This is a genomic window from Paraburkholderia nodosa DSM 21604, from assembly GCF_000519185.1.
In the GTDB taxonomy this organism is placed as follows: Bacteria; Pseudomonadota; Gammaproteobacteria; order Burkholderiales; family Burkholderiaceae; genus Paraburkholderia; species Paraburkholderia nodosa.
Map to the genome: position 1 here is coordinate 374343 of NZ_JAFA01000003.1, position 23687 is coordinate 398029.

The window sequence follows — 23687 nt, forward strand, 5'->3', positions numbered from 1 at the left end:
GAGGGGGGCCGCCCAGGGGGACCGCCGAGGGCGGCCGCAGTGGAGACAGGGGCACAGCCCCGGGCATGGGGCGATGAGACGGATCGAGGCGGGGGCGGCCTGCGCCCCGGCAGGGGTCAGGCGAGCGCGACCGAGCGGTTGCGCCCCTGGCGCTTCGCCGTGTAGAGGGCGGCGTCCGCCTCGTTGATCATGCCCTCGTAGTCGGGCGCGCCCGTGCGCGCGGTGGCGGCGCCGACGCTGGCCGTCACGGGCACGATCACGCCCTGCACCTCGATCGGCTCGTCACCGATCGTGCGGCGGATCTTCTCCGCGACGTAGAGCGCGTCGTCGAGCGGCGTGCACGGCAGGAGCAGCGCGAATTCCTCGCCGCCGAAGCGTCCGAACACATCCTGCTTGCGCACCACGCCCGACACGCGTTGCGCCATCGAGCGCAGCACCGTGTCGCCGGCCACGTGGCCGAACTCGTCGTTGATGCGCTTGAAGTGGTCGAGGTCGAACAGCAGCATCGACAGCTCGCCGCCATAGCGCTGCCAGCGCAGGAATTCGTCGGCGAGACGCGTTTCGAAAAAGCGCCGGTTCGCGATGCCGGTGAGGCCGTCGCGGTCGGCGTATTCGCGCAGCTTGGCCACAGCGTCCTCGCGCTCGCGCTGCATGACGCTCACGTGCGTGACATCCGAGATGGTCACGCACACGGCGATCACGTCACGCCCGCGCATGAGCGGCATGAAGGTGCAGTCCTGCTGCATGTAGTCCACACCGCCCGTGATCGGCCGGTCATGGTCGAACTGGAACAGATACGGGCGCTGCTCCCACGAGCTGAACGCGAAGCTGCCCAGCTGGAACACGCTTTCCACCTTGCGCGTGAGCCACGCGCGCGGCAGGTCGGGGAAGCGTTCGAAGATGGAGTGGCCGATCACGTCCTCGGCGGTCACGCCGCTGTGATCCTGCATAAAGCGGTTCCAGCTCAGCACGTTCATGTCGCGATCGACTACGAATATGCCGAAACCCACCCGTTCGACCACGAGGTCCGCTAGTGTTGGCAACCCGGCTGGCTCGTTCATAGGCTATGTAACAACGCGTCGATGGCCCGGCTCACGACATGGATCGACTCCTCGGCCATCAGCATGACGAGGTGGGCACGAAAGCGCTGGTCTTCCAGCGCGAAATTGACTTCGACGAGCAGCGCGACGTCCCAGGCGAGCAGGCCCGGCTGGAACACCTCGTCGAGCATGATCGCCTCGCCGAGCAGGCCGGGCTGCGAAAACACCGGCATGCGTCCGAGCTGGTCGAGCATCGACGACACGCACGCGCCCGTGAGCGCGTTGGCGACGTCGAACATCAGCTCTTCCTCGGTGAGGGCATCGTCGCCGATCGTGGCGTAAGGTCCGCCGACCAGGCTGCCAAGCTCGGCGATCTCGCCGCTACGGCAGATCACCAGCGCCTCGCCCTTGATCTCCGAGCGAAAGCCCTGGCGCACGGCCGCAACCGGGCCGTCGATACCGGTCATCTCGCGCAGCGCCTCCGCGGCCTCGGAGACGGCGACCACGCGCACGCGCGGCACCGACAGCTCGATGAAGGCATTGAGCAGCCCCGACAGTCGCGTCGCAGCCTGCCCCATGCCGAGATTGGCGATCTCCTGCAACGCGTCGCGCTGGAGTTCCGTGAACACTCGATCAGGCATACAACCCGTACTCCTTCAGGATGGGCAGCAGCGCCTCCTGGGTTACCGGCTTTGCGACGAATGCCGCCGCGCCGAGTGCCTGCACGCGCTCGCGGGCACGAGGCTGGACGTCCGCAGAAACGACGATCACGAACGTATTGAGGTCTTCGTGCTGCAACGCTTCGAGGACCTGGAAGCCCGTCAGGTCGGGCATCGTGAGGTCGAGAAACATCACAGCCGCGCGACCGGCGCGGTAATGGGCAAGCGCTTCGTGTCCGTTCGATGCGTACGAAATCGCCACGTCCCAGTCCTCGGGCAGCGCCTTCGTGAGCACCTTGCGGGCTAACAGCGAGTCATCGGCGATCACGATGGGCAAGGACATGGATATGCTGAATGAGTGTGCGTTGGACGGAGTGCGTTTCGACGGATTAACGGCGGCACGGGCAATTACTTTAGGGGAAACTTCAAAGAAAATTGCGAACCGGCCGAATAATGCATAACGCATGAACGGGCCCGCGCATTGGCGCGCCGACGCAAAGCGCATGGCCGCGCCGCTGCCCAATGGATACCGGCAACCCGTGCGCCGGTCGTGAAGGCCCTCGTCTGCATGCCTGCAGCCACCCCGTAGCATGGCCATGCGCCGTGACGGCGGGCATGGCGTTCATGCGAATGCGTTATTTATCGTGTCCGCGATTCTCGAATCAAATTGAATCAAATGCAACTCGCCGTTAATCAATCAACGAACAAAATCGACTCATTTCGGCTGATTTCTAGAAATAAATGATCCACCCCCTAAATAAAGAACGTCGATTATCCCTTTGTGGTACGTTTGCGCTTTGCCGATTTTCGCGAATTCGGCATCCAGCGAGAGGAAAACCCCTGGCGGCGTACTCGTGGGACCCTGCTTGCCGCGCGCCGGGGATGCGCCGGCCGTCGGGGCGTCATCGCGGTCGTTTATCATGTCGACTGCCCCGCCGCCTTTTCCCTGCTTTTCCGTACGATGATTGCTGACCGGCCCGAGCGGCCAGACGAACGCATAGCCCAGCCGCCCCCTGCCGACGACGCGCCGTTTCCGGCCGCGCCGGGCCACGACTTCACGGTGCGCCGACGCACGCTGCTCGCGCTGCTCGCCGCGGCGATCGTGCTGCCGTGCATCTACGTCGCCGCCATGGCGTACAACGACTTGCGCGCGCGCGAAGCCGACGCCACCGACACCACGCTGCGCACCGTGCGCGTGGCCGAAGAGCACGCGCTCAAGGTGTTCGACATGAACGAGGCGCTCGATGCGCGCGTAGTCGACCTCGTGCGCGGCCTGAACGACGACGGCATCCGCGCCAGCGAGCCGCAGATCCACGAGAAACTCGATGCGATCGGCGGCGGTTATCCGCAGGTGGCCGCGGTGTCGATTTTCGGGACTGACGGCGACCTGCTCGCGAGCAGCCGCTATTCGCCGCCGCCGCCCATGTCGATCGCCGCGCGCGAGGACTTCACCGGCATCCGCGACGGCCGCGTGCTCGACCACGTCTCGCGCGTGATGCAGGGCCAGGTGAGCGGCGAGACCGTGTTCAACATGGGCGTGGCGCGCCTCGACGACGCCGGCGGATTCGCGGGTCTCGTCTCGGTCGCCCTGCGCCCCGGCTATTTCAGCTCGTTCTATCGCGACCTGCTCGGCCCCGACTCGCCGATGTCGCTCGGCCTCGTGCGCAGCGACGGCACGATCCTCGCCTTCGATCCGCCGCCGCGCGTGGACGGCCCGGCGATCACACAGCACTCGCCGCTGGGCGCCGCGCTCCTGCGCGGCACCGAGTCCGGCGTCGTGCGCATGCATTCTGCGCTGCTCGGCAGCAACGTGATCCTCGCGTTCCGGCGCGTGGGCGCGTACCCCGTCTACGTGACCTGCGCGTATCGCACGCCGGCGATCTGGACGGCCTGGTACCGGCACCTGAGCGTGCTCATCATCTCGATGTTCACGCCGTCGATTGCCCTCTGGTGCGTGATCTGGCTGTCGCTGCGGCGCCTCGCCGCCGAAGAGGAGGCGTGGGAGCGCTGGCAGGCCGAGGCCTCGATGCGCCGCTCGATCGAATCCGCCTACCGGCAGTCGCGCAAGATGGAAGCGCTCGGCAACCTCGTGGGCAGCGTCGCGCACGACTTCAACAACCTGCTGATGATCGTCTCCGCCAACGTGCAGATCGCGCGGCGGCGCGGCGCGGCGGGCTTCGAGCGCGAACTCTCCGCGGTCGAGCGCGCGCTCAAGAGCGGCCAGTCGCTCACGCGCCAACTGCTCGGCGTGGCGCGCAAGCAGCCGCTGCGCAACGAGACCATCCACGTCGGGCGCTGGCTGCCGGCGGCCCGCGAACTGCTGCGCGCGTCGCTCGGCGCGAAGGTGTCGCTCGTCGTCGAAGTCGACGACGACGTGTGGCCCGTGCTCGTCGACGTGGCCGAATTCGAGCTCGCGCTCATCAATCTCGCCGTGAATGCGCGCGACGCCATGCCCAACGGCGGCCGCTTCACGGTGCGCGCGCGCAACATCAGCTTCCGGCCCGGCGAAGGCTTCCCGCTCGACGGCGACTTCGTGCACGTTACCCTCGAAGACACCGGCACGGGCATGCCGCCGGACGTGCTCGCGCGTGCGTTCGAGCCGCTCTACACGACCAAGTCGAAGGGCACGGGCACCGGCCTCGGGCTGCCGCAGGTGTTTGCGTTCTGCGAGCGCACCGGCGGACTCGCCGCCATCGACAGTGCGATCGGCGCGGGCACGACGGTGCATCTGTATCTGCCGCGCTCGCTCGCCGAGCCGCCCGCGCCCCGTCCGAGCGAGCCGCGCGAGGAGAGCGCCCAGGTGCACCACGGGCTGAACGTGCTGCTCGTGGAGGACAACGACGAAGTCGCGGCCGGCACCGAGGCGCTCCTGCAGATGATGGGCCACCGCGTGACCTGCGCGAGCGACGCGGCGAGCGCGCTGGAACGGGTCGAAGCGCCGCGTGCCGAGGGCGAGCCCACGCCGCGCTTCGACCTCGTGCTTTCCGACATCCACATGCCGGGGACGATGAACGGCATCGATCTGGCCGAGGCCCTGCAGGGGCTCGAGCCGGACCTGCCCGTGATCCTCGTGACAGGCTACGCGGAGGAGCTCGAGCGCACGCGCAATGCCGATGTGCGCGTGCTGTCGAAGCCGTTCGATATCGCGCTGCTGGAGAAGATACTGGAGGCGATTCGCGAGGACCGCCAGGCGCGTGCGAAGCGCGAGCACGATGCGACGCTCCCGAGCCCGCGTGCATGACAGGACGCGGGTGACACGCCTTGCGGCACGAGGCTTGCGACAGACAGCACGACCCGCAGAATCAGGCGGTTAGACGTCGCGCACACCATGCGCCAGCCGGTGCACGAGCCACGCACAATCGGCGCATGATGTAAGCGGGCGTCGCCATCTGGCGAAGGAGGCTGCCATGAAACAGACCGTGACCGGCGTTTTCCAAACCTACGACGAAGCACGCCACGCGCAGGACGCGCTGCTGCAACGCGGCTTCGCGGCGGGCGACATCGACCTGCCGGCGCGCACAGAGGGCGTGCTGGCCGGCATCGAGCGGCTCGTGGGAAGTTTTTTCTCGTCGACGGGCGATGTGCGTCGCACCACCGAGGCCCAGACGGGCATGACGCCGCCGCCGGGCGAAGCGGTGCGCATCGGCGTGCACGTGAGCGACGAGGCGCACGCCAACCTCGCGTACGAGACGCTGCGCGAGGAGCACGCGACGGAAGTCGCGCTACGCGGCACGCCGTGGGCGTGGCCCGCGACGGACCGTCCGGTCGCGCGCGAGCACTCTGCGCTCGACGAACTCGGTCTCTCCGAATTCGCCGATGCCATGCGCCGCCGTGCCGCGCAAACTGAAGCCGCGCGCGAACAAGGCTCCGTTGAGCCGACGCTCGATCCCAACATCGAACCCACCGTCGAACCGATGCGACCGACGAGCGAAGCCGAGGCGACCGTGCTCACATCGGCAAGCGCACCCGGCGCCGGAGCGGTGATGGGCGCGCATCGCGTAGACGTTCCTGGCGCGCCCGAAGCGACGCGACCCGCAGCCGGCGTCGCGCCGCAAATTCCGGACGAATTCCTCGAGTACGAGGAAGACACGCCCGAACACCACAAGGACATGCCGGGGCAGCGCCGCACGTTGCACTGAAGCCCCTCGCGCAAATGCGGCGTGGATCGTGATCAGGCGTCAGCGGCCGAGCTGGCGCTTGACCCACGCCACGTAGGTATCGACGAAGCCCTGCAGGAACTTGCGCGTATCCTCGTTGACGATCTCGCCTTTCTCGTTGATGCGGCTCGCGTCGTGCTTGATGAACATCTCAGGCTGACCGAGCAACGTGACGTCGAGATAGGCGAGCACGTTGCGCAGATGTTGCTGCGAGAGTGCGGTGCCGGTCGCCCCCACCGACGTGCCGAGCACCGCGCCCGGCTTGCCGCGCCACGAATTCGTGCCCCACGGCCGCGAACCCCAGTCGAGCGCATTTTTCAGCCCGCCCGGAATCGAGCGGTTGTATTCAGGCGTGACGAACAGCAGGGCGTCGACCGCTTCGATCTGCTGCTTGAAGCGGCGCGCCACCTCGGGATAGTCGGCGTCGTATTCCTGGCTGTAGAGCGGCAGCACCCCGATGTCGAGATACTCGAAAGTAAAATCGGCGGGGGCCAGCGAAGTCACCGCGTGTGCGAGTTGCCGGTTGAATGAATCCTTGCGCAGACTGCCGACCACAACTGCGATCTTGTAGGCCATTTCGGTTTCCTCGGAAGCGCGCGCGAAGCGCAGTGGTAGGAAACATCATCATAGACGCCTGCACATTCCGGCGATGCGCGCACGCTCGCTCGGGCCTGCCCGATATCGGCATCGGCGAGGCGTTGTGGATAACCCGGGGTAACGCGAATTTATCCACAGATTTTGGGCATAAGCTTGTGGACAACTTGCGCGGAGAGCCGATGAACACGGGCCTCGCGTCGGATTCGTCTGCAGGTTAGCAAAGATGCAATTTTCTTGCGTGCATGGCGAGGATTGCGCCTCATCCATGCACGCGGGTGCTCGTGCTCGAGATTCGCTCGCTTTTGGCGCGTGAGCAACCCCACGCCTTCATCCCGGCGATGTCAACCGAACAGCGCCGCGACGTTTTCGGTCGGGCGTCCGATCACGGCGCGGCCATCGCGTACGACGATGGGTCGCTGCAGCAGAACCGGATGCCGCACAATTGCTTCGTAGAGCTGATCATCTGTGACGCCGGGTGCATCGAGACCGAGCTCCGTGTACTCGGTTTCGCCGGTGCGGATCATGTCGAGCAACGGGCCGCCCAGCATCGCGTGCAGTGTCTTCAGTTGGTCGACGGTGAGCGGCTGCTTCAGGTATTCAATCACCTCGACTGGCTCGTTCGCCTTCGCGGTGGAGACCAGCTCGCAAGCCGCGCGGGACTTGGAGCAGCGGGGGTTGTGGTAGATCGTGATCATGACGTCGGAAGTTCGAGAGGGGAGCGGGCGGTGAGCCTCAGTGAGTGAGACCGGGGAATCGCTGCGATTTTACCGGGGGGCGCGCTGGTGCGCGTAGGGAGCTTCAGCCGACGAGGCGTGACTCTCTTGGCACGGCTTGTTGCCACGGGATCGCGTGCGGGATTCGCGGTGAGGTCTTCGGGTCGCGCTTGTGCGAGACGGCGTTGCGATGGAGTGAGGCGGACTTTATGCGCATAAAGCGGTGAGGTGCGCGCATGGACATCTTCCGGTGTGCCCGTTACGCCACCGATCGACACCACGCATCGAAGGCGTCGCCGAGGCGGAATCCCATCCCGCACGCGACCGCTATGTGGTATCCCCATACCCCCGCCCGGGCTTTATGCGCATAAACCTTGTCCGAATGGCTAATTCAGCCACGAATTACGTCAAAAATCATTGAACTGAAAAACATTCCAGGTAAAATCCCAAGCTAATAGCAAAAAGGAGAATACCAATTGGCAGCAGAGATAATCGCAGTCACGCAACAAAAGGGCGGAGTCGGCAAGAGCACGATCGCGATGCATCTCGGCGCGGCCTTTCACGAGAAGGGGAAGCGGGTTCTCGTCGTGGATGCCGACGGTCAAAACACGCTGGTCCATTGGGCCAGTGCGTCATCCGATGGTGACACCGGCATCCCGTTCCCAGTCGTCAATCTCTCCGAAGCCGGTGGCCAGATCCACCGGGAGATCAAGAAGTTCGTCAACGACTATGACGTGATCGTCGTGGACTGCCCGCCGTCGATCACGGAAAAGGTCTCCGGCGTGGTGTTGCTGGCCGCGACCGTCGCCGTCATTCCGACTTCGTCGTCCCCTGCTGACTACTGGTCGAGTGTCGGTCTCGTGAAGCTCATCCAGCAGGCCCAGGTCATGAACGAAGATCTGCGCGCGGTATTCCTGCTGAACAAGACCGAAGAGAAGCGCATGCTTACCCGCGAGCTGAAGCGTGCCCTCGAAGAGCTTGGTTTCCCTCTGCTCAGAACGCAGATTCCCACACGTGAAGCGTACAAGCAGGCAATGGCCTTGGGCCAGACAGTTCTGCAAATGAACGACCGCGGCGCTCGCCTCGCCGCAGTGGAAGTGCGCGCATGCGCCGACGAGATCGCGGCGATGCTCCCCTGACTTTATGCGCATAAAGGACCCTGAATGAAACCCTCCCAATTCGCCAAAGGCTTTCAGGCTCGCCCTGATACGACGAGCAGCGAGAAGCGCACTGCGCTCGACCGCCTCAACGCCATCGACGGACTCGTCCAGGACAAGCCAAAAACGCGCGAAGTAGCTGGGCGCTCGAGTCAGCCTGCGCTTGTGACCGGCCTTGATCCTGCCGTCGAACCGATTCTCGACGACGCACCCGGCCTCGAACACGAGTCGGTTGAATACCGTGCCTGGCGCATCGCCCAAGGCTACCGTCCGGGGCAGATCATCGAGTTGCCCCTCAAGGACATCAAGCCAAGCCCCTTCAATCCGCGTCACTTTTATCTGAAGGCATCGATCGCCGAACTCGCAGTCAATCTTGCGAAGCAAGGACAGCAGCAGGCGATCCATGTCATTCCCGACTACGCCACGCCGGGCAGCTACTACGTGAGCGACGGCGGCCGTCGCGTGCGCGCACTGAAAGAAGCGAACAAGGAAGTCGTCAAGGCAATCGTCGTCGACCTGCCGATCGGCATTCAGAGCTACAAACTCGGTTACGACCTGAACGTCCAGCGCGACTCGCAAACCGTTTTCGATAACGCGGTGGTGTGGAAGCGATTCATCGACGAAAAGCATTTCCAGAGTCAACGCGAACTTGCCGATCACCTCGGCCTCGACGAATCGACGGTGGCGGTTGCGCTAGCGATCGGCAAGTTGCCGGAACCGGTCATGCAGGAAATGGTGGCGCGCACGGACCGCTTTGGCTCGAACATGGCCTATCAGGTCGGGCGCTATCACGGCGCGCGCGGCACCGACGCCACGCTGCGTCTCATCAACCGCATCGTGGCCGACGACCTCAGCACGCGTCAGGTGGCGGATATCGTCAAAGGCCGGGCGAGCGCGCAGGAAAGCCCGAAACCGGCTGGGCGGCAACGCTACGCGCAACGGCTGGAGATCAAACTGGATGGAGTCGCCGTCGGCGACCTGAAGTCATATGGCGACGACCGGCTCGAGTTGCGCCTGAAGGGACTCACCAAAGATCGGCGCGACGCAATTCTTCAGCAGATCGAGCAGATCCTGAAGACGAAATAAGGTTGGAAAATGTGTCGACGGCTGCCATGCATTGGGCGGACCGTCGACGATGGAAGCAAGATCGTTTCACGCCTCACGATCGGCCAAACGGCCTCGCCACCACCGCCCCGCATTGCACGGGGCGGCCACCCCTGACGCTCAGGCAGCGCGCGTCTGGCTCAACGTGAACGCGAGCAGATCGCCGTCGGTCGGCTCGCCCCAGGTCTTGCGCGCGAGCCAGTCGAAAAACGCTGTATCGCCCAGTTTCGATTCGAGCCCGCGACGACGCCAGTCGTCGCGCAAATGCGAGCCCAGTCCCGGCAGTTCATCCGTCTCAAACGACTGACGCGCCAGTTCGCGCTCCATGTCGCCCTGCTCCTCGTAGAGCGAGCGCGCTTCCTTGCGCCGATAAGCCGCGTATTCATCGAGCAGCCGCGCCTTCGGATCGTCGGCTGTGATCGCTGCCGCCGCGCTGCGGCCAACGGCCGGTGTGGCGCCTGCCGCGGTCTCCACCGGCGGCGCATAGCCCTTCTTCAACGCGTCCTTGAACAGCGCCGCAGCGCTGCGCACCGGCGGCAGGCTCGTACTGCGCATGCGCTGTTCGGTCAGCTGCAACGCGGCGCGAATGCGGTTTTCCTCGCTGTCGGCGTAGAGCGACTGCGCTTCCTTGAGCGGAATCCCGATCTTGACCATGCGGTCGACGAGCGTGCTGTCGAACACATTCGGATGCTCGTCGAGCGCAAGCATCGGCTGTTTTCGCTCGGTGACGCGAAACTGGATTTCGGCGACCCGGCGCCCTTCGCGATGCTCAATCAGCTCGACGAAGATGTTCGTCACCGCGTTGACTTCGGCAATCGCGGGCCGCAGATAATCGCGCTTGAAATACTTGTATTCGCGTTTGGCTTCGTCGCCCGCTTCGGTGTCCGGGGTACCAGAAAGGATCGGGCGCCACCACTCCCAGGTCTCGCGCATCGTCAGATGGCTGGGGTTGGTCAGATAGCGCACGCAAATCTCGTAGAGCGCCAGCCCCGCGCTGCTGCGCAACTGACTCTGGAATTGCAGGCTCAGGCGCGCGTACTGGACCGGATCCAGCAGCTTCTTCTTGATCTTCGGCGCGAACGAGAACTCCACCCAGACGCGGCGGGTCTGCGGATCCTCGAGAATTTCCGCGTCCGCAATCAGCGTGGAGATACCCCACTTGCGGCCGGGCTTCTGGCTCGACGTGCCCTGGCTCCATTCGACCTGCACCGACACCATGCGGCGCAGGTGCTCCTTCACGAGCGCCGTATCGTTCGAATCGAACGCCGAGTTGGCGACGATGTCGGACAGCAGCGCACGGTAGGTATCGCCAGACTCGTCGGCCTGCTGGGCGACGGCCAGCAGGACGTTGAACAGCTTGCGGGTCAGCAGGGTGATCTTGCCGCTCTTCGGCTGGATCGCGATCGCCTCGACGGCCTTGCGCAATTCCGCCGAGCTGGGGCTTACCACATCGGTCTTTTTCACGCGCTTCGTGGCCATGCGTCGGGTCGAGGAGAGAATTTCGCGAAAGGATACCGTCTGTGGTGATAGGCGTCTATAGGGCCTCCCTCACCATTGCCGGTGATGCGCATCTCGCGCACGCCACTCACCGCGACACCTTCCCGTATCGCCTCACCTTTGGCCAGACGCCCATCCAGCGGGGCGCTTTGCGTCATGCACGATCCGGCAGGATCCCGTATTTCTGCAGAGTGCCAAGGGTTGCCATCGGCTCCCGTATTCGCTCACCTTAAATATTTTCACGCCGCGGTGAAAAAAGTTCGTGGGTAGTCGCAAAATCCTGGCGACCAGCCGTTGCCGGCTAAAAAATCCGCAATGATGCGATCGCACTGCAGCAAAACATGGCGCGCCGCCCGGACAAAGCGATCGGAAGGTCCCAATTGTGGCGTCCAAGGCTGCCCGACCCGGCGATCGAAGCACCAAATCATCGACGGGGCGCCGATATGTGCCCCACGCATCCCGGAAATTCTCACCTGTCGTCGCGCGAGCCAGACTCATCGATCCGCTCCCGAAGGCCGTCGCTGCGGCTGCCACGCCGCAATCGCTCCTGAAAACCCTCACCTTTGGCATCCCGGGTCGGCTTTGCTGCACCGTCACGACACCTCCCGGAAGTCCTCACCGCTCGTGGCGCCGAAAAGAAAAAACCAATGGATTCCGTGACTTATCCACATGCGTCGCAGGCGGGGGCAGGCGATATCGGGTCCTGCATTCCCTCACCTCAGATCGAGACGCGAGATTCGGCCAGCTGCGAGTTTGCCGAGAAAACCCTCCTGAATAATCTCACCCATGCCGGATTCCAACCGGGAGAAATATCATCCGCGAGCCCGTCATCTCGGCGTCTGCAGCGCAGTGAACGCCAACTTTCTCCCGAATTTGCTCACCTTGGGCAGGAAATATGCCAGAAAATGCTCCCGAAAAGCCTCACCTTAGCCATCCAGGCGCGGGCGGCCGCTGCGCGTTTCGCGGCACTGCGGCAATCTCCCGAAAATTCTCACCTTGTGTCGCGAATTGTCCTCGGGAACGTCCTGCGAGCAGTCGGCAGATCCGCACGGCTCGCGTGCAAGCTCCCGAAAAAGCTCACCTCTGGGCCCCGAAAGCGCCCGTTTCGCCCGATTTCGGGCGTTGGCTCCCGAAAAACTTCACCTTCGATGCGCATTTTTTCCCGATTCTTCTCACCCCACGTGTTTCAGCCCCTCGATTTAGCTGAAAAATGGCGCCAATCGTCGCTCCCGAATCCGCTCACCGTTGCATTTTCCGTAACATCGAAGCCGGGCCCGGCCGCGCGTGATCTGCCCGGCCGTGGCCTCCCGTATCGCCTCACCCTTGCCGGGAAGTCAAGAATCCCCTCGCTCCCGAACCCGCTCACGTCCTTTCCTGCAGCGGCTCACCAGCGTTCCCGAAGCCCGCCACCCATCTGTCCCGCAGGCGCTCACCCAGGGTCCCGTAAAGCCTCACCTGCTCGGCCGGAAAGCCCTGCCAGGTAAGGATTTGCCATGGCGTTAACGTTTTTAACCGGTATCAAGGGTGTTTACTTTTATATCTCTCAAGCAAGAATCCCCCCGCGAGCTACCCAAGATATCCACATCCCAAACCAACCACCACGCCATGTCCACAAGGCGGCTCGCGTGAAACAACGGATCGCAGTAGAATTAGCAGAGAAATTCGCGCGTTTACAAGGGCTTATGAAACAAAGTTCGATTTGTTTCACGGAAGATCCACGCTGATCTCCTCTCGCGACGCGATAAAAGGCCTCTTGAGGGCCATTTCGCGACCACTGGCAATCTCGATCCGTAAAAACGTAGCAAATAGAACGTAATTTGTTATTATTCGTTCACTCCCCTGCCGAGAAGACGAATATGCGAGACCAGGACCGCCAGGCAATCCGCGAAGAAATCGAGGATTTGCGCAAAAACGGAGCACGCAGGCACGAACTGTCCTTACACGCCTGCAAACGCTTGTTCTTCGATTTTGAGATCAAGCCCTCGATGGCTGCCGTCCGTGAGCTGACCCAAACCGGGAGCGCCAGCGACATCCCCAAGGACATCGAGCTTTTCTGGCAACGCATTCGCGCGACCTCCAAAGTGCGTGTGGGCGCCGGGGCGATTCCGCCCGCGCTGGAAGAGCGCGCCGGCGAGCTGCTGGGCGCGCTTTTCGAGGAGGCGCTCGCGCTCGCGGGCGAAGCCCTGCAGGCTGAACGCACGGAATTCGAAGCCGGCCGCCTCGATGCCGAGCAGGCGACCCGGGACGCCGAGGCCCGTCGTTCAGCCTCCGATGAGATGCTGCAACGCAGCGAAGCGCGCGTGGAAGCGGCCTATGAGCGGGTGCGCGAGCTCGAAAGCCGGCTTGCCGCGGCGTCCGCGCAGGGCGTTGCGGCACACGGCAACCGCGAAGTGCTGGTACAGCGTCTGGAGACGGAAAACGACGCCCTGCGCAAACGGGTCGAGGCGGAGCAGACCACCAACGCGGGGTTGCGCGATCGCATCGACGGCTTGCACGAGGAAATGCGCAAGAGCACCGAGCACTACGCACAGCAGATCAAGGACGCGCTCGCCGAGGCCGAACGGCGCGTCAAGCCGATGCTGGTCGAACTGGATTCGTTGCGCTCGATGTCGTCGACCTGGCAGGCGGCCCAGCGTGATGCCAGCAAGAAGGAATTCGATTTCATCCAGCAGCTGGCGACGGCCAAGGCCCGCGCCGACCGGCTCGACGCCGTGCTGCGCGAACGGTCCGACGAAGTGGACGGGCTCACCCGCCAGGTCACGGCATTGCGCGGACAGCAAGGACTCGACACCTCGGTCGCGTCATTGCTTTGTTCACTCGCCGCCGAGGGCCGGCTGGGCGCAACCGAACTGGCGAGCCTTGGCACCGTGGTCGACGGTTACGTCGCGTTGCCGGCGCGTTGTCCTAACTGCCACGAAGGGGAACCGGAATTGTCCGAAGTGGACGATGGTTTCGAATTCACGTGCCCGGAGTGTGAGCACACCTCGGGAACGGGGGCGTCGAAGCTTGCGGCGTACGCGCGCTTCATGGCGGGCAAGCATTCGCACGAACAGGCTTGACGTGAGCTTTTACGGGAGGCGCGCACGCGCCTCTTAAACGCCCAATCGCCGGCCGACGTGGCGTTTCACGCCTCGTCACCTTGCGTAGATACGTGTGGGGACGCCTCGCGTTCCGCCCACGTTTTCCATGCGCGATGGAGCCGCCCCGCGGAGATCGGTTGGAGGAAACCGAGCCACTGCCCTACCTGATCGGTATCCACGCCGCGCTCGAACAGGTCAGCCGCGAACGTGTTGCGCAAGGTCTGCGGACTCGCGCGCTCGGCGCGCGTTTCCGCCACGCCGGCCGCTTCCATCAATGCGTCGATGGCGCGCAGCACCGTGGCCTTGTGCATGGGGCGCCCCGAGGGGGAGCCCGGAAACACCAGCTGCCCGGGCAGTCCGGCCAGGCGGCGCGCTTCGAGCCAGGCGCCAAGCACGTCGACGGCAAATGGCGTCAGTCGCGTGACGCGCGTAAACGCCGGGTTGGCGGCTTCGATCGTGACCCACTCCGAGCCGATCGCCACGCAATCGAGCGTGAGCGCGATGGCGTCTCCCGTTTTCAATCCGCCGCCCAGAAAGATGGCGACGAGCGCCCGGTCGCGGCGTTCGCGCCATCGTTTCGCAGCCGATGGCTCGACGAGCGGCGAGAACAACTGGCCGACGATCGCGGCGCGCTCGGCGGGCGCAAGGAAGCCGGTCGGCTCGTTTTCGCGCGCGTTGCGCCATGCGGCCTCGCCGTCCTGGGCGATGAAGCGCGCCGGATTCGTCGAGGCGAGTTCGATTTCGCGCACGTGATCGAGCACGCGCTCGATGAGCCGCAGGTAGCGAAGCCGTTGCGGCTTCTTCACGTCGAGGGTTGCGACGAATTCGGCGATCGTGCCGGTATCCACGGTCATGATCGTTTTGCGCCTGAGCGCGAGCCATTCGAGAAAGCGTCCCCATTGCACGCGATAGACCTCGGCAGAGGAACGGCGCAAGTCCTGCGAGGCGAGCCAGGCGTCGAACGCGGCGACGGGGTCGCGTTGCCAGTCCTGGCGTTGCTGGTCGAAGAGGTCGCGTGAGGAAGTGGAGGACGCCATCTCTATCATTCCGTTAGTTGCGTTACACGACCATTATAGCGATAGCGGGATCCTGGCCACCGCTATTGTTCCGTGCGATCCCGCGCCGGCCTGCGATCAGCCACCCCAAGCCCTCGCTCGCCGCACAGCGTCGTTGCGTCTTGCCTGCCGGCGCGATTCTTCCGCGCCTTGGGCGGCGCGTTCGTAGGCCGAGACCGCGAACGCGAAGACGGCCGGCAGCGCGTTGGATTGTCCGAAGTCGACAGTCTCGTCCGTTTCTGGCCAGGCGAGGTCGCCCGGCCGCTGAAAGAGGCCAAGCATGAGGGCGTCGTGGCGGCAGGCGAAGCCGAGATCCGCCAGGGCTTCGGCCTCGATGGCATGCAGCAGGCGCCAGGTGAGCGGCACCTGCCGCGCGATATAGCGCTGCGCGATGTTGCGGACGATGTGCTCGAGGTCGCGCGCAGCGGCCTGAAAGCGCAAGGCCGCCAGAGCGGGCTCGCGCGGCAGTTCGGTGGGGAGGGACATCGACGGCTCCAGTCGGACTTTCACTGTATAAATATACAGTAGTCAGTCCAATTGCGCAGCCTCGTCCGTTCGGCCAGGGCGAGCGGTGAGGCGGACCTTCAGCCGTGGATCACCACCAGCAGCGCGCGCGCCTCGCCCTTGCCGACGTTGCGGATCGCGTGTGGCTGATCGGCGATATAGCGCGCCGTGTCCGCGGCCCTCAGGCGCTGCGTCGCGCCGGCCGCCTCGACCTCGATGCTTCCCTGCAGCACCGTGAGATGCTCGCGCGTGCCCGGTTCGTGCGCGGCCGAAACCAGCGCCCCGCCTGGCTTGAGCGTCAACTCATACCATTCGAAGTGGCCGGCCAGCTCGATGGGCCCCCACACGCGCAACTGGTAACCCGCGTCGTGGCCGTGCAGCGTCGGGATGTCGTGCGGCCCGGCCACGGCGATCGCTTCGGGCGCCTTCGGGGCGGCGAACAGCGAATCGAGTTTGACGCCCAGCGCGTTCGTGAGCCGCCAGGCCACGGCAATGGTCGGGTTCGCCTTGTCGCGCTCGATTTCCGATAGCATGGATTTTGAGACGCCCGCGGCGCGCGAGAGGTCGTCGAGCGTCATCTTGCGCTCGGTGCGCAGCCGCTGGATCTGCTCGCCCACGCGCGGCGGCACGGTGGCAGGTACGGCGGATGCAGCCGGTACGTTGGTTGCAGCGGATGCGGCCGACGCCGGTGCGTCGGCAACGGTGCCCGCCGGGGCGGTGCGCGGTTTGCGGGTGCTTGCCATTCACGGCCTCATCGATTAGAGTGCGTTCGACATATCGAACTTGGGTTCGAAATAAAGGAAATTTTCGCCAACGGCTGACGGCGACTATAGCAAACCGCAGGCAACCCGCAGGCATGTCGCAGCAAGACTGCGGCAGGCCGCAGCGAAGTGAGGAGCACGATTCATGCGTACCCCGTATCTCGACCACTTGCGCGCGACGCTCGACCAGATCCGCGCCGATGGCTTCTACAAGAACGAGCGCGTGATCGCCACGCCGCAGTCGGCCGACATCCGGCTCGCAGACGGCAGCGACGTGCTCAACTTCTGCGCGAACAACTACCTCGGCCTCGCCAATGACGCGCGGCTCATCGCCGCCGCGAAAGACGGCCTCGAGCGCGATGGCTTCGGCATGGCGTCGGTGCGTTTCATCTGCGGCACGCAAACCGTGCACAAGCAGCTCGAAAGCGCGCTCGCCACGTTTTTGCAAACCGAAGACTGCATTCTCTATTCCAGTTGTTTCGACGCGAACGGCGGCCTGTTCGAAACGCTGCTCGGCGAAGAAGACGCCATCATCAGCGACGAACTCAATCACGCGAGCATCATCGATGGCGTGCGCCTTTCGAAGGCGCGCCGCTACCGCTACAAGAATAACGATCTTGCGGACCTCGAAACCAGGCTGAAAGAAGCCGACGAAGCCGGCGCACGCTACAAGCTGATCGCCACCGACGGCGTGTTCTCGATGGACGGCATCATCGCCGACCTCAAGGGCATCTGCGATCTCGCTGACCGCTACGACGCGCTCGTGATGGTCGACGACTCGCACGCGGTGGGCTTCATCGGCGAGCATGGGCGCGGCACGCCCGAGCACTGCGGCGTCCCGCAGCGCGTGGACATCATTACCGGCACACTCGGCAAGGCGCTGGGTGGCGCGTCGGGCGGCTATATCGCGGCCAAGCAGGAAGTCGTCGACTTGCTGCGCCAACGCTCGCGCCCTTATCTTTTCTCGAACACGCTGACGCCGAGCATCGCGGCCGCCACGCTTGCGGTGCTCGAACTGATTGCAAGCGACGAAGGCGCGCAGCTGCGCCGCCGGGTGCGCGAGAACGGCGCGCAGTTCCGCCGCGAAATGAGCGCGCTCGGCTTCACGCTCGTGCCCGGCGAGCACCCGATCATTCCGGTGATGCTCGGCGACGCCCAGGTCGCCTCGAAAATGGCCGACGCGCTGCTGCACGAGGGCGTCTACGTCATCGGCTTTTCGTATCCGGTCGTGCCCAAAGGCCGCGCGCGCATTCGCACGCAGATGAGCGCCGCGCACACGTCCGCGCAGATCGGGCGCGCCGTAGAAGCGTTTGCGCACGTAGGCAAGCGGCTCGGTGTGATTTAACAAGGATTGCGAATCAAATGAAAGCACTCGCCAAACTCGAACGCGCGCCCGGACTCACGCTCACGCGCGTGAAGAAGCCCGAAGTCGGCCATAACGACGTGATGATCAAGATCCGCAAGACAGCGATCTGCGGCACGGACATCCATATCTGGAAATGGGACGACTGGGCCCAGAAGACTATCCCGGTGCCGATGCACGTGGGCCACGAATACGTGGGCGAGATCGTCGAAATGGGCCAGGAGGTACGCGGCTTCCAGATCGGCGACCGCGTGTCGGGCGAAGGGCATATCACCTGCGGCTTTTGCCGCAACTGCCGCGCGGGGCGGCGCCACCTGTGCCGCAACACCACGGGCGTGGGCGTGAACCGCGAAGGTGCGTTCGCCGAATACCTCGTGATTCCGGCCTTCAACGCGTTCAAGATTCCGCCCGAGATCTCCGACGATCTCGCCGCGATTTTCGATCCGTTCGGCAATGCCACGCACACGGCGCTTTCGTTCAACCTCGTGGGCGAGGACGTGCTGATTACGGGCGCGGGGCCGATCGGCATCATGGCCGTGGCGATCGCGAAGCACGTGGGGGCGCGCAACGTCGTCATCACGGATATCAACGATTACCGGCTCGAGCTTGCGCGCAAGATGGGCGCGACGCGCGCCGTGAACGTGGCGCGCGAGTCGCTGCGCGACGTGATGAACGAACTGCACATGACCGAAGGCTTCGACGTGGGCCTCGAAATGTCGGGTGTGCCGAGCGCGTTTACGGCGCTGCTCGAGTCGATGAACCACGGCGGCAAGGTGGCGCTGCTCGGCATTCCGCCCGCGCAAACCGCCATCGACTGGAACCAGGTCATCTTCAAGGGGCTTGAAATCAAGGGCATTTACGGCCGCGAGATGTTCGAGACCTGGTACAAGATGGTCGCGATGCTGCAGAGCGGGCTCGATCTCTCGCCCATCATCACGCACCGTTTCGACGTGGACGACTACGAGAAAGGCTTCGCGGCCATGCTCTCGGGCGAGAGCGGCAAGGTCATTCTCGACTGGACCACGGCCTGAACGCGCATTGATTTGATGAGGCTTTTACGGCGCTGCGCCCGGCGCCGGCTGCTCGAATTCGGCCTCGATGCGCACGTCGATCTCGTCGCCCACGGCGGGATACCAGCTCGTCAACCCGAACGCCGAGCGCTTGAAATGGCCCGATGCGGTGAAGCCGAGCGTGGGCTGCTTCGTGAGCGGATTCGGCGCGTAGCCGTTTAAGGTCACGTCGAGCGTGACCGGTTGCGTCACGCCGCGGATCGTGAGATTACCCGTGAGCGTGCCGCGCCCTTCGCCCGTGCGTTCGAAGTGCGTGCTCGTGAAGCCGATCTGGGCATAGCGCTGCACATCGAGCATCTGCGGTCCCTTCACCATGGCGTCGAGTGCGCCGACGTTGGTGTCGAGGCTGGTGGCGTCGATGGTCGCGTCGACGGTGGCCGCTTCGAGGCCGCCTGCCTGCCAGTCGAGCGTCGCCTGTGCGCGGTCGAAGCGCATGACGAAGCGCGTGTAGTGGAAGTGATCGACGTCGAACACGATGCTCCAGTGATGCGCGTCCATCACGTAGTGTCCCGCCGGCACGTCGGCTTCCGTGCGGCTCACGCTGTGCGTGACCACGCGCAGCGGCGTGCACGCGGCAAGACTCGCTGCGCACAGCGCTACGCAGAACGCGCGGCGCGAGCCGCGAACGAGAGGCGCAAGCGATACCAGCGGCCGGTCTTTCATCTCATCTCCCTTTGACTTGTCGACATCCGTAATGACGTTTGGCGACGTGCGTTTCTTCCATCCGGTTCGCGAAGCATAACGCGACGGGGCCGGATCGCAGCGGCCCGCGCAGTTTCCCGACCGGGTCACGCGCACATTGCGCGCGGCGCGAAACTCGGGTCTCATACGCCCATTGGAGCCCGAACGAGCGGAGAGCCGCCTATGCCAGCCACGAACCATGCCGTGCGTTTTCACGCCACGCTCGTGCGCGACGTCGACGCGATGACGGCCGCCACGGCGCGCGCGTTCGGGCGTCACACGCACGACCAGTACGGCATTGGCGTGATCGATCGCGGTGGCCATGTCTCGCTCAGCGATGCGGGCCAGGTCGAGGCCGTGCCGGGCGACCTCATCCTCGTCAATCCGGGCGAGGTACACGACGGCCGCCCGCTCGGCACCGCCGGCCGCGCGTGGCGCATGCTGTATTTCGAGCCGCGCTGGGTCGACGCGCTGCAAGCCGACGTCACGCAAGGTGACGACGCGGCTTTTGCGCTGCACGCGCCCGTGATCAGCGAACCGCGTTTGCGCGCGTTGTTCGATGCAGCCTTCACACACGTAACCAACCAAAGCAGCGACCTCTCACATATGGCCTTCGATGCCGCCGCGCTCGAGGTGATGACGCGGCTCGTCGAGGCGCTCGGCCACCGGCGCGCGCTCGCGCAGTCTTCACCGGCGTCGCTGGCGCGCGTGCGCGAGATGATCGACACCGATCCGGCCCAGCCGTTCTCGCTCGCCGAACTCGCGCAGGCGGCGGGGCTGAGCCGCTTCCAGCTCCATCGCGGTTTCCTGCGTGCGTTCGGTGTCGCGCCGCACGGCTACATCCTGCATCGCCGCGTGGCGCTCGCGCGGCGCCTGCTCAAGGCGGGCCATGCCCCGGCGCAGACCGCGCTGGCCGCCGGTTTCTGCGACCAGAGCCACCTGAACCGCGCATTCGCGCGGCAGTTCGGCGTATCGCCGGGGCGTTACCGGCTCGCGCGCGCGGCATGAGTCGCACGCGCGCCAGGCGCTGACGCACAACGATCCAAGACGGCGCGTCGTGGTGAGCCTATACAGGCGTATCACCACGAGGAGCGCTCCATGTCGATACGATTGCCGTCGCGCCAAAACGCGCGGCGCTTGACCCTCTCCCCCCGATCCGTCGCGCAGGCGCAATTGACGGCGGCCATGCTCACCGTCGGCAGCACGGTCATTGCGAGCAAGGCCATCGGCGCCGGTCTCGATCCGCTGCCTGCCACCGCGCTGCGCTTCGGGATGGCGCTGCCGGTTTTTCTGCTGCTCATGCGTCTCACCGGTACGGCGTTTCCGCGTCCCGGCCTGCGCGACGCGCTATTGCTCGTCGCACAGGCGGCGATCGGCAGCGTCGGCTATACGGTCTTGCTGATCGCGGGCACGCAGCGCACCTCGGCGAGCGACGCCGGCATCATCCTCGGCACCCTGCCGGCCGTTTGCGCGGTGACGGCGGCGCTGGTGCTGGGTGAGCGGCTGCGTGCGAGCACGCTTGTTTCGGTGACGATCGCGAGCCTCGGCGTGGCGCTGGTCACACTCGCACCCGGGCAGCATCGCGATGGTGCACATTCGCTCACGGGCGACGCGATGATACTCGGTGCCGTCGTGTGCGAAAGCCTGTTCGTCCTGCTGAACAAACGGCTGTCGCGGCCGTGGCCGCCCCTTGCACAGGCAAGCGCGATGACGGGAATCGGCTTCGTCGTATCGGGCTTATGCGCGCTACCCGGCTGGCTGGGCGCGGCCCACGCCGTGCCGTTGAACGCCGTGCTTGGCGTGGCGTATTACGCGCTCGTGCCGACCGTGGGCGGATTCTGGCTCTGGTACGCGGGTGCGGCGCGCGTGCCAGGCGGCGAGGCCGCGGTGTTCACCGCGGTGGCGCCGGTATCGAGCGTGGCGCTGGCCACGGTGCTGCTCGGCGAGCCGCTTACGCTCACGCGCGTGCTGGGCCTCACCCTGGTCGTGGCCGCCGTGTTCGCGGTTTCAGGACGCGCGCTTTGGGATCGCATTAGCGCGCAGCGCGGCGCGCGCGAGAGCAAAGTGTCTTGACTTGGGAGAATGATCGTTCTACATTGCGGACTGGGAGAACGATCATTCTCCCGCTGATCTTCGCCATCCCGCCGCAATCGCGCTGAACGAGACTAGTCATGAGCCCGCTCGCTGTAACGAACCCCGAAGCGAACGCCGACACGCCGCAGGCCGATGCGCGCGAGCGCCTGCTCGAAGCCGCCGAGGCGCTGATCTACGCGGGCGGCATTCACGCAACGGGCGTCGATGCGATCGTTCGCGCGGCGGGTGCGGCGCGCAAGAGCTTCTACACATATTTCGAATCGAAGGACGCGTTGGTCGCGGCTGCGCTTGCGCGGCGCGACGAGCGCTGGATGCGCTGGTTCGTCGCCGGCACGCTCGCGCGCGGACGCACGCCGCAAGCGCGCCTTGTCGGCATGTTCGACGTATTGCGCGAGTGGTTCTCGTCCGAAGGCTTTCACGGTTGCGCGTTTCTCAACGCCGCCGGCGAAATCGCGTCGCCCGACGACCCCGTGCGCGTGGTCGCGCGCGAACACAAGGAGCGCCTGCTCGACTTCGTGCGCGAACAGAGCGATGCGTGGGCCGCGAGCGTCGGCGCAGATCGCCGGGTCGCCGCGCGCCTCGCACGGCAATGGCTGATCCTGATCGACGGCGCGATCGGCGTCGCGCTAGTAAGCGGCGACGCCGATGCGGCGCTCGACGCACGCGCGGCAGGCCGGTCGTTGCTCGACGCCTTCGCACCGAAAAGCGGTTCCGGTTCCCGCAGCCCATCCCAAACCCGATCCCCATTGCGCGCACCGTCCCGGCGCGCCGCCCAACGCAAGGAGCAAGACCATGAGTGATTCGCCCGAAGTGCGTCCGCCGCTGCCGCCGTTCACGCGCGAGAGCGCCATGCAGAAGGTGCGCGCCGCTGAAGACGGCTGGAATACGCGCGACCCGCAGCGCGTTTCGCTTGCGTACACGCAGCAAAGCGTGTGGCGCAATCGCGCCGAGTTCGTGACGGGCCGCGAGGCCATCGTCCAATTGCTCACGCGCAAGTGGGCGCGTGAACTCGACTATCGCCTGATCAAGGAGTTGTGGGCGTACACGGACAATCGCATCGCGGTGCGTTTCGCCTATGAATGGCACGACGATTCGGGCAGCTGGTTCCGCTCGTATGGCAACGAAAACTGGGAATTCGACGCGAACGGCCTGATGGCGCATCGTCACGCATCGATCAACGACCTGCCGATCCGCGAGGCGGTTCGTCTCTACCACTGGCCGCTCGGGCGCCGTCCCGACGATCATCCGGGCCTCTCCGACCTCGGCCTCTGACGCTTCGCTTTCATCGGGACGACTCGCTACGCTGGCACCATGCCGGCAGCGAGCGCGTTGCCCGATCCGAGCCTGGACTCCATTGCGCACGCATCGGGTTGCGGTACAGTTCGTCATTCACCGCGAACCAGCAATCAGAAAACAGACGATCCCCAGGTGGATCGGCGCAAGAAAGGACGGAGAGCCCATGCGGTTTTGGCAGAAGCAAGGTGACGCAGCAACCATAACGACAACGACGGCGACGACGCAGGCGACAACGCAGGCGAAGAGAACGAAACGCGGCGCGGCTGCTGCCCTGCTGCTCCTGCCGCTGCTGCTGTTCGGCACGGCGCAGTCGGCGCACGCGGCGAACTGGTGTAGTTCGGGCCTATGGGTCGATGCGATGGTGGGCTCGTACCACATCCATCCCGACAAGGACTTCGAACAATTCAACCCGGGCCTCGGCATCGAATGCTGGCCCGGCGATACGTGGGCGCTCACGGCAGGCGGCTTTCGCAACTCGTTGCGCCGGCCCTCTTACTATGGCGGCGCAGTGTGGGCGCCCGAGTTTCTGCACTGGGGCTTCGTGCGGCTCGCGGCGATGGGCGGCATCATCTCCGGCTACAACTATGGCAACTGGGGACTCGGCCACGACCATACGATCGGGCCCGTGGTCGCGCCTATCGTGATGGTCGCGTACAAGCGCGTGGGCGTGAACTTCATCGTCATTCCGCCGATACCGTCTGACGATCTGCCGTTTACCATCGGGTTTCAGTTGCGGTTCAAGTTTTAGGGTCCAACGTCCTCCCGCAAACTCTCACCATTGCTGTTAACCTGACGCCTTTGTCATATTGGCGTCAGTGACGTGCCACGGCCTGACCCTAAGATACGAGCCTTCGCTTCA

22 protein-coding genes are annotated in these 23687 nt (G+C 64.9%); 12 read left to right on the top strand and 10 right to left on the bottom strand.

The window, feature by feature from the left end; genetic code table 11:
* Nucleotides 1–116 precede the first annotated feature (116 nt).
* The 3 genes from A3CW_RS0106260 to A3CW_RS0106270 are packed head-to-tail and all read right to left on the bottom strand — an operon-like array spanning nt 117 to nt 2042.
* The gene (locus A3CW_RS0106260; RefSeq protein WP_028202796.1) at nt 117–1061 is read right to left on the bottom strand and encodes a sensor domain-containing diguanylate cyclase; all 945 of its coding nucleotides are present in this window, start codon (nt 1059–1061) and stop codon (nt 117–119) included.
* Nucleotides 1058–1681, bottom strand: coding sequence for a chemotaxis protein CheC (locus tag A3CW_RS0106265; protein WP_028202797.1), 624 nt, complete (start codon nt 1679–1681; stop codon nt 1058–1060). The genes A3CW_RS0106260 and A3CW_RS0106265 overlap by 4 nt, the downstream gene beginning before the upstream one ends.
* Nucleotides 1674–2042 carry a response regulator gene (locus A3CW_RS0106270; RefSeq protein WP_028202798.1) on the bottom strand — a complete coding sequence of 123 codons (369 nt, stop codon included), beginning with the start codon at nt 2040–2042 and terminating at the stop codon, nt 1674–1676. The genes A3CW_RS0106265 and A3CW_RS0106270 overlap by 8 nt, the downstream gene beginning before the upstream one ends.
* 618 nt (nt 2043–2660) lie before the next feature.
* On the opposite strand from A3CW_RS0106270, the gene A3CW_RS45435 reads away from it, so the two are divergent.
* Together A3CW_RS45435 and A3CW_RS0106280 are read left to right on the top strand one after the other, a co-directional pair.
* On the top strand, nt 2661–4940 hold the full coding sequence (locus A3CW_RS45435; RefSeq protein WP_051481259.1) for a hybrid sensor histidine kinase/response regulator: 2280 nt from the start codon (nt 2661–2663) through the stop codon (nt 4938–4940).
* Nucleotides 4941–5106: 166 nt separating this feature from the next.
* Nucleotides 5107–5838 (top strand): hypothetical protein, encoded by a 732-nt coding sequence (locus A3CW_RS0106280; protein ID WP_028202799.1) that lies wholly within the window; start codon nt 5107–5109, stop codon nt 5836–5838.
* A 39-nt stretch (nt 5839–5877) separates the two neighbouring features.
* Here A3CW_RS0106280 and A3CW_RS0106285 read toward each other — a convergent pair whose 3' ends face one another.
* Entirely contained in the window at nt 5878–6432 is a 555-nt protein-coding gene (locus A3CW_RS0106285) for an NADPH-dependent FMN reductase (RefSeq protein ID WP_028202800.1), read from the bottom strand.
* A 362-nt stretch (nt 6433–6794) separates the two neighbouring features.
* A complete protein-coding gene (gene arsC, locus A3CW_RS0106290) occupies nt 6795–7148 on the bottom strand; it encodes an arsenate reductase (glutaredoxin) (protein ID WP_028202801.1) in 354 nt (117 codons plus the stop codon).
* A gap of 494 nt (nt 7149–7642) precedes the next feature.
* On the opposite strand from arsC, the gene parA reads away from it, so the two are divergent.
* Nucleotides 7643–8305 carry a ParA family partition ATPase gene (parA, locus tag A3CW_RS0106295; RefSeq protein WP_028202802.1) on the top strand — a complete coding sequence of 221 codons (663 nt, stop codon included), beginning with the start codon at nt 7643–7645 and terminating at the stop codon, nt 8303–8305.
* 24 nt (nt 8306–8329) lie between these two features.
* On the top strand, nt 8330–9409 hold the full coding sequence (locus tag A3CW_RS0106300) for a ParB/RepB/Spo0J family partition protein (RefSeq protein WP_028202803.1): 1080 nt from the start codon (nt 8330–8332) through the stop codon (nt 9407–9409).
* A 138-nt stretch (nt 9410–9547) separates the two neighbouring features.
* On the opposite strand, the gene A3CW_RS0106305 is transcribed toward A3CW_RS0106300, so the two are convergent.
* Nucleotides 9548–10906: a replication initiation protein gene (locus A3CW_RS0106305; protein WP_028202804.1), complete on the bottom strand. Its 1359-nt coding sequence runs from the start codon at nt 10904–10906 to the stop codon at nt 9548–9550.
* Nucleotides 10907–12780: 1874 nt separating this feature from the next.
* Between A3CW_RS0106305 and A3CW_RS0106310 the strand changes: the two genes are divergently transcribed.
* Nucleotides 12781–13983, top strand: coding sequence for a DNA-binding protein (locus A3CW_RS0106310; RefSeq protein ID WP_028202805.1), 1203 nt, complete (start codon nt 12781–12783; stop codon nt 13981–13983).
* A gap of 65 nt (nt 13984–14048) precedes the next feature.
* Here the strand turns inward: A3CW_RS0106310 and A3CW_RS45440 are convergent, their stop codons facing one another.
* From A3CW_RS45440 to A3CW_RS0106325, 3 genes are all read right to left on the bottom strand, one after another.
* Complete coding sequence (locus tag A3CW_RS45440; protein WP_245623546.1) at nt 14049–15041, bottom strand: tyrosine-type recombinase/integrase; 993 nt, start codon at nt 15039–15041, stop codon at nt 14049–14051.
* 96 nt (nt 15042–15137) lie between these two features.
* Nucleotides 15138–15545, bottom strand: a complete 408-nt coding sequence (locus tag A3CW_RS0106320) for a DUF2471 family protein (protein WP_028202806.1) — start codon at nt 15543–15545, stop codon at nt 15138–15140.
* A gap of 98 nt (nt 15546–15643) precedes the next feature.
* Entirely contained in the window at nt 15644–16306 is a 663-nt protein-coding gene (locus tag A3CW_RS0106325; RefSeq protein ID WP_028202807.1) for a helix-turn-helix domain-containing protein, read from the bottom strand.
* A gap of 163 nt (nt 16307–16469) precedes the next feature.
* Here A3CW_RS0106325 and A3CW_RS0106330 point away from each other — a divergent pair, with 163 nt between their 5' ends.
* Both A3CW_RS0106330 and tdh read left to right on the top strand, forming a co-directional pair.
* Entirely contained in the window at nt 16470–17669 is a 1200-nt protein-coding gene (locus A3CW_RS0106330) for a glycine C-acetyltransferase (RefSeq protein ID WP_028202808.1), read from the top strand.
* A 17-nt stretch (nt 17670–17686) separates the two neighbouring features.
* A complete protein-coding gene (gene tdh / locus A3CW_RS0106335; protein ID WP_028202809.1) occupies nt 17687–18718 on the top strand; it encodes an L-threonine 3-dehydrogenase in 1032 nt (343 codons plus the stop codon).
* Nucleotides 18719–18742: 24 nt separating this feature from the next.
* Here tdh and A3CW_RS0106340 read toward each other — a convergent pair whose 3' ends face one another.
* Nucleotides 18743–19420 carry a YceI family protein gene (locus tag A3CW_RS0106340; protein ID WP_051481260.1) on the bottom strand — a complete coding sequence of 226 codons (678 nt, stop codon included), beginning with the start codon at nt 19418–19420 and terminating at the stop codon, nt 18743–18745.
* A 201-nt stretch (nt 19421–19621) separates the two neighbouring features.
* On the opposite strand from A3CW_RS0106340, the gene A3CW_RS0106345 reads away from it, so the two are divergent.
* From A3CW_RS0106345 to A3CW_RS45445, 5 genes are all read left to right on the top strand, one after another.
* Nucleotides 19622–20446 (top strand): AraC family transcriptional regulator, encoded by an 825-nt coding sequence (locus A3CW_RS0106345; RefSeq protein WP_028202811.1) that lies wholly within the window; start codon nt 19622–19624, stop codon nt 20444–20446.
* Between the two features lie 90 nt (nt 20447–20536).
* Nucleotides 20537–21511, top strand: a complete 975-nt coding sequence (locus tag A3CW_RS0106350) for a DMT family transporter (RefSeq protein WP_081771538.1) — start codon at nt 20537–20539, stop codon at nt 21509–21511.
* Between the two features lie 98 nt (nt 21512–21609).
* Nucleotides 21610–22332, top strand: coding sequence for a TetR/AcrR family transcriptional regulator (locus tag A3CW_RS0106355; protein WP_028202813.1), 723 nt, complete (start codon nt 21610–21612; stop codon nt 22330–22332).
* On the top strand, nt 22325–22804 hold the full coding sequence (locus A3CW_RS0106360) for a nuclear transport factor 2 family protein (RefSeq protein ID WP_028202814.1): 480 nt from the start codon (nt 22325–22327) through the stop codon (nt 22802–22804). Before A3CW_RS0106355 ends, A3CW_RS0106360 begins: the two co-directional genes overlap by 8 nt.
* 187 nt (nt 22805–22991) lie before the next feature.
* Nucleotides 22992–23576 (top strand): hypothetical protein, encoded by a 585-nt coding sequence (locus A3CW_RS45445; protein ID WP_245623547.1) that lies wholly within the window; start codon nt 22992–22994, stop codon nt 23574–23576.
* Nucleotides 23577–23687: the final 111 nt, after the last annotated feature.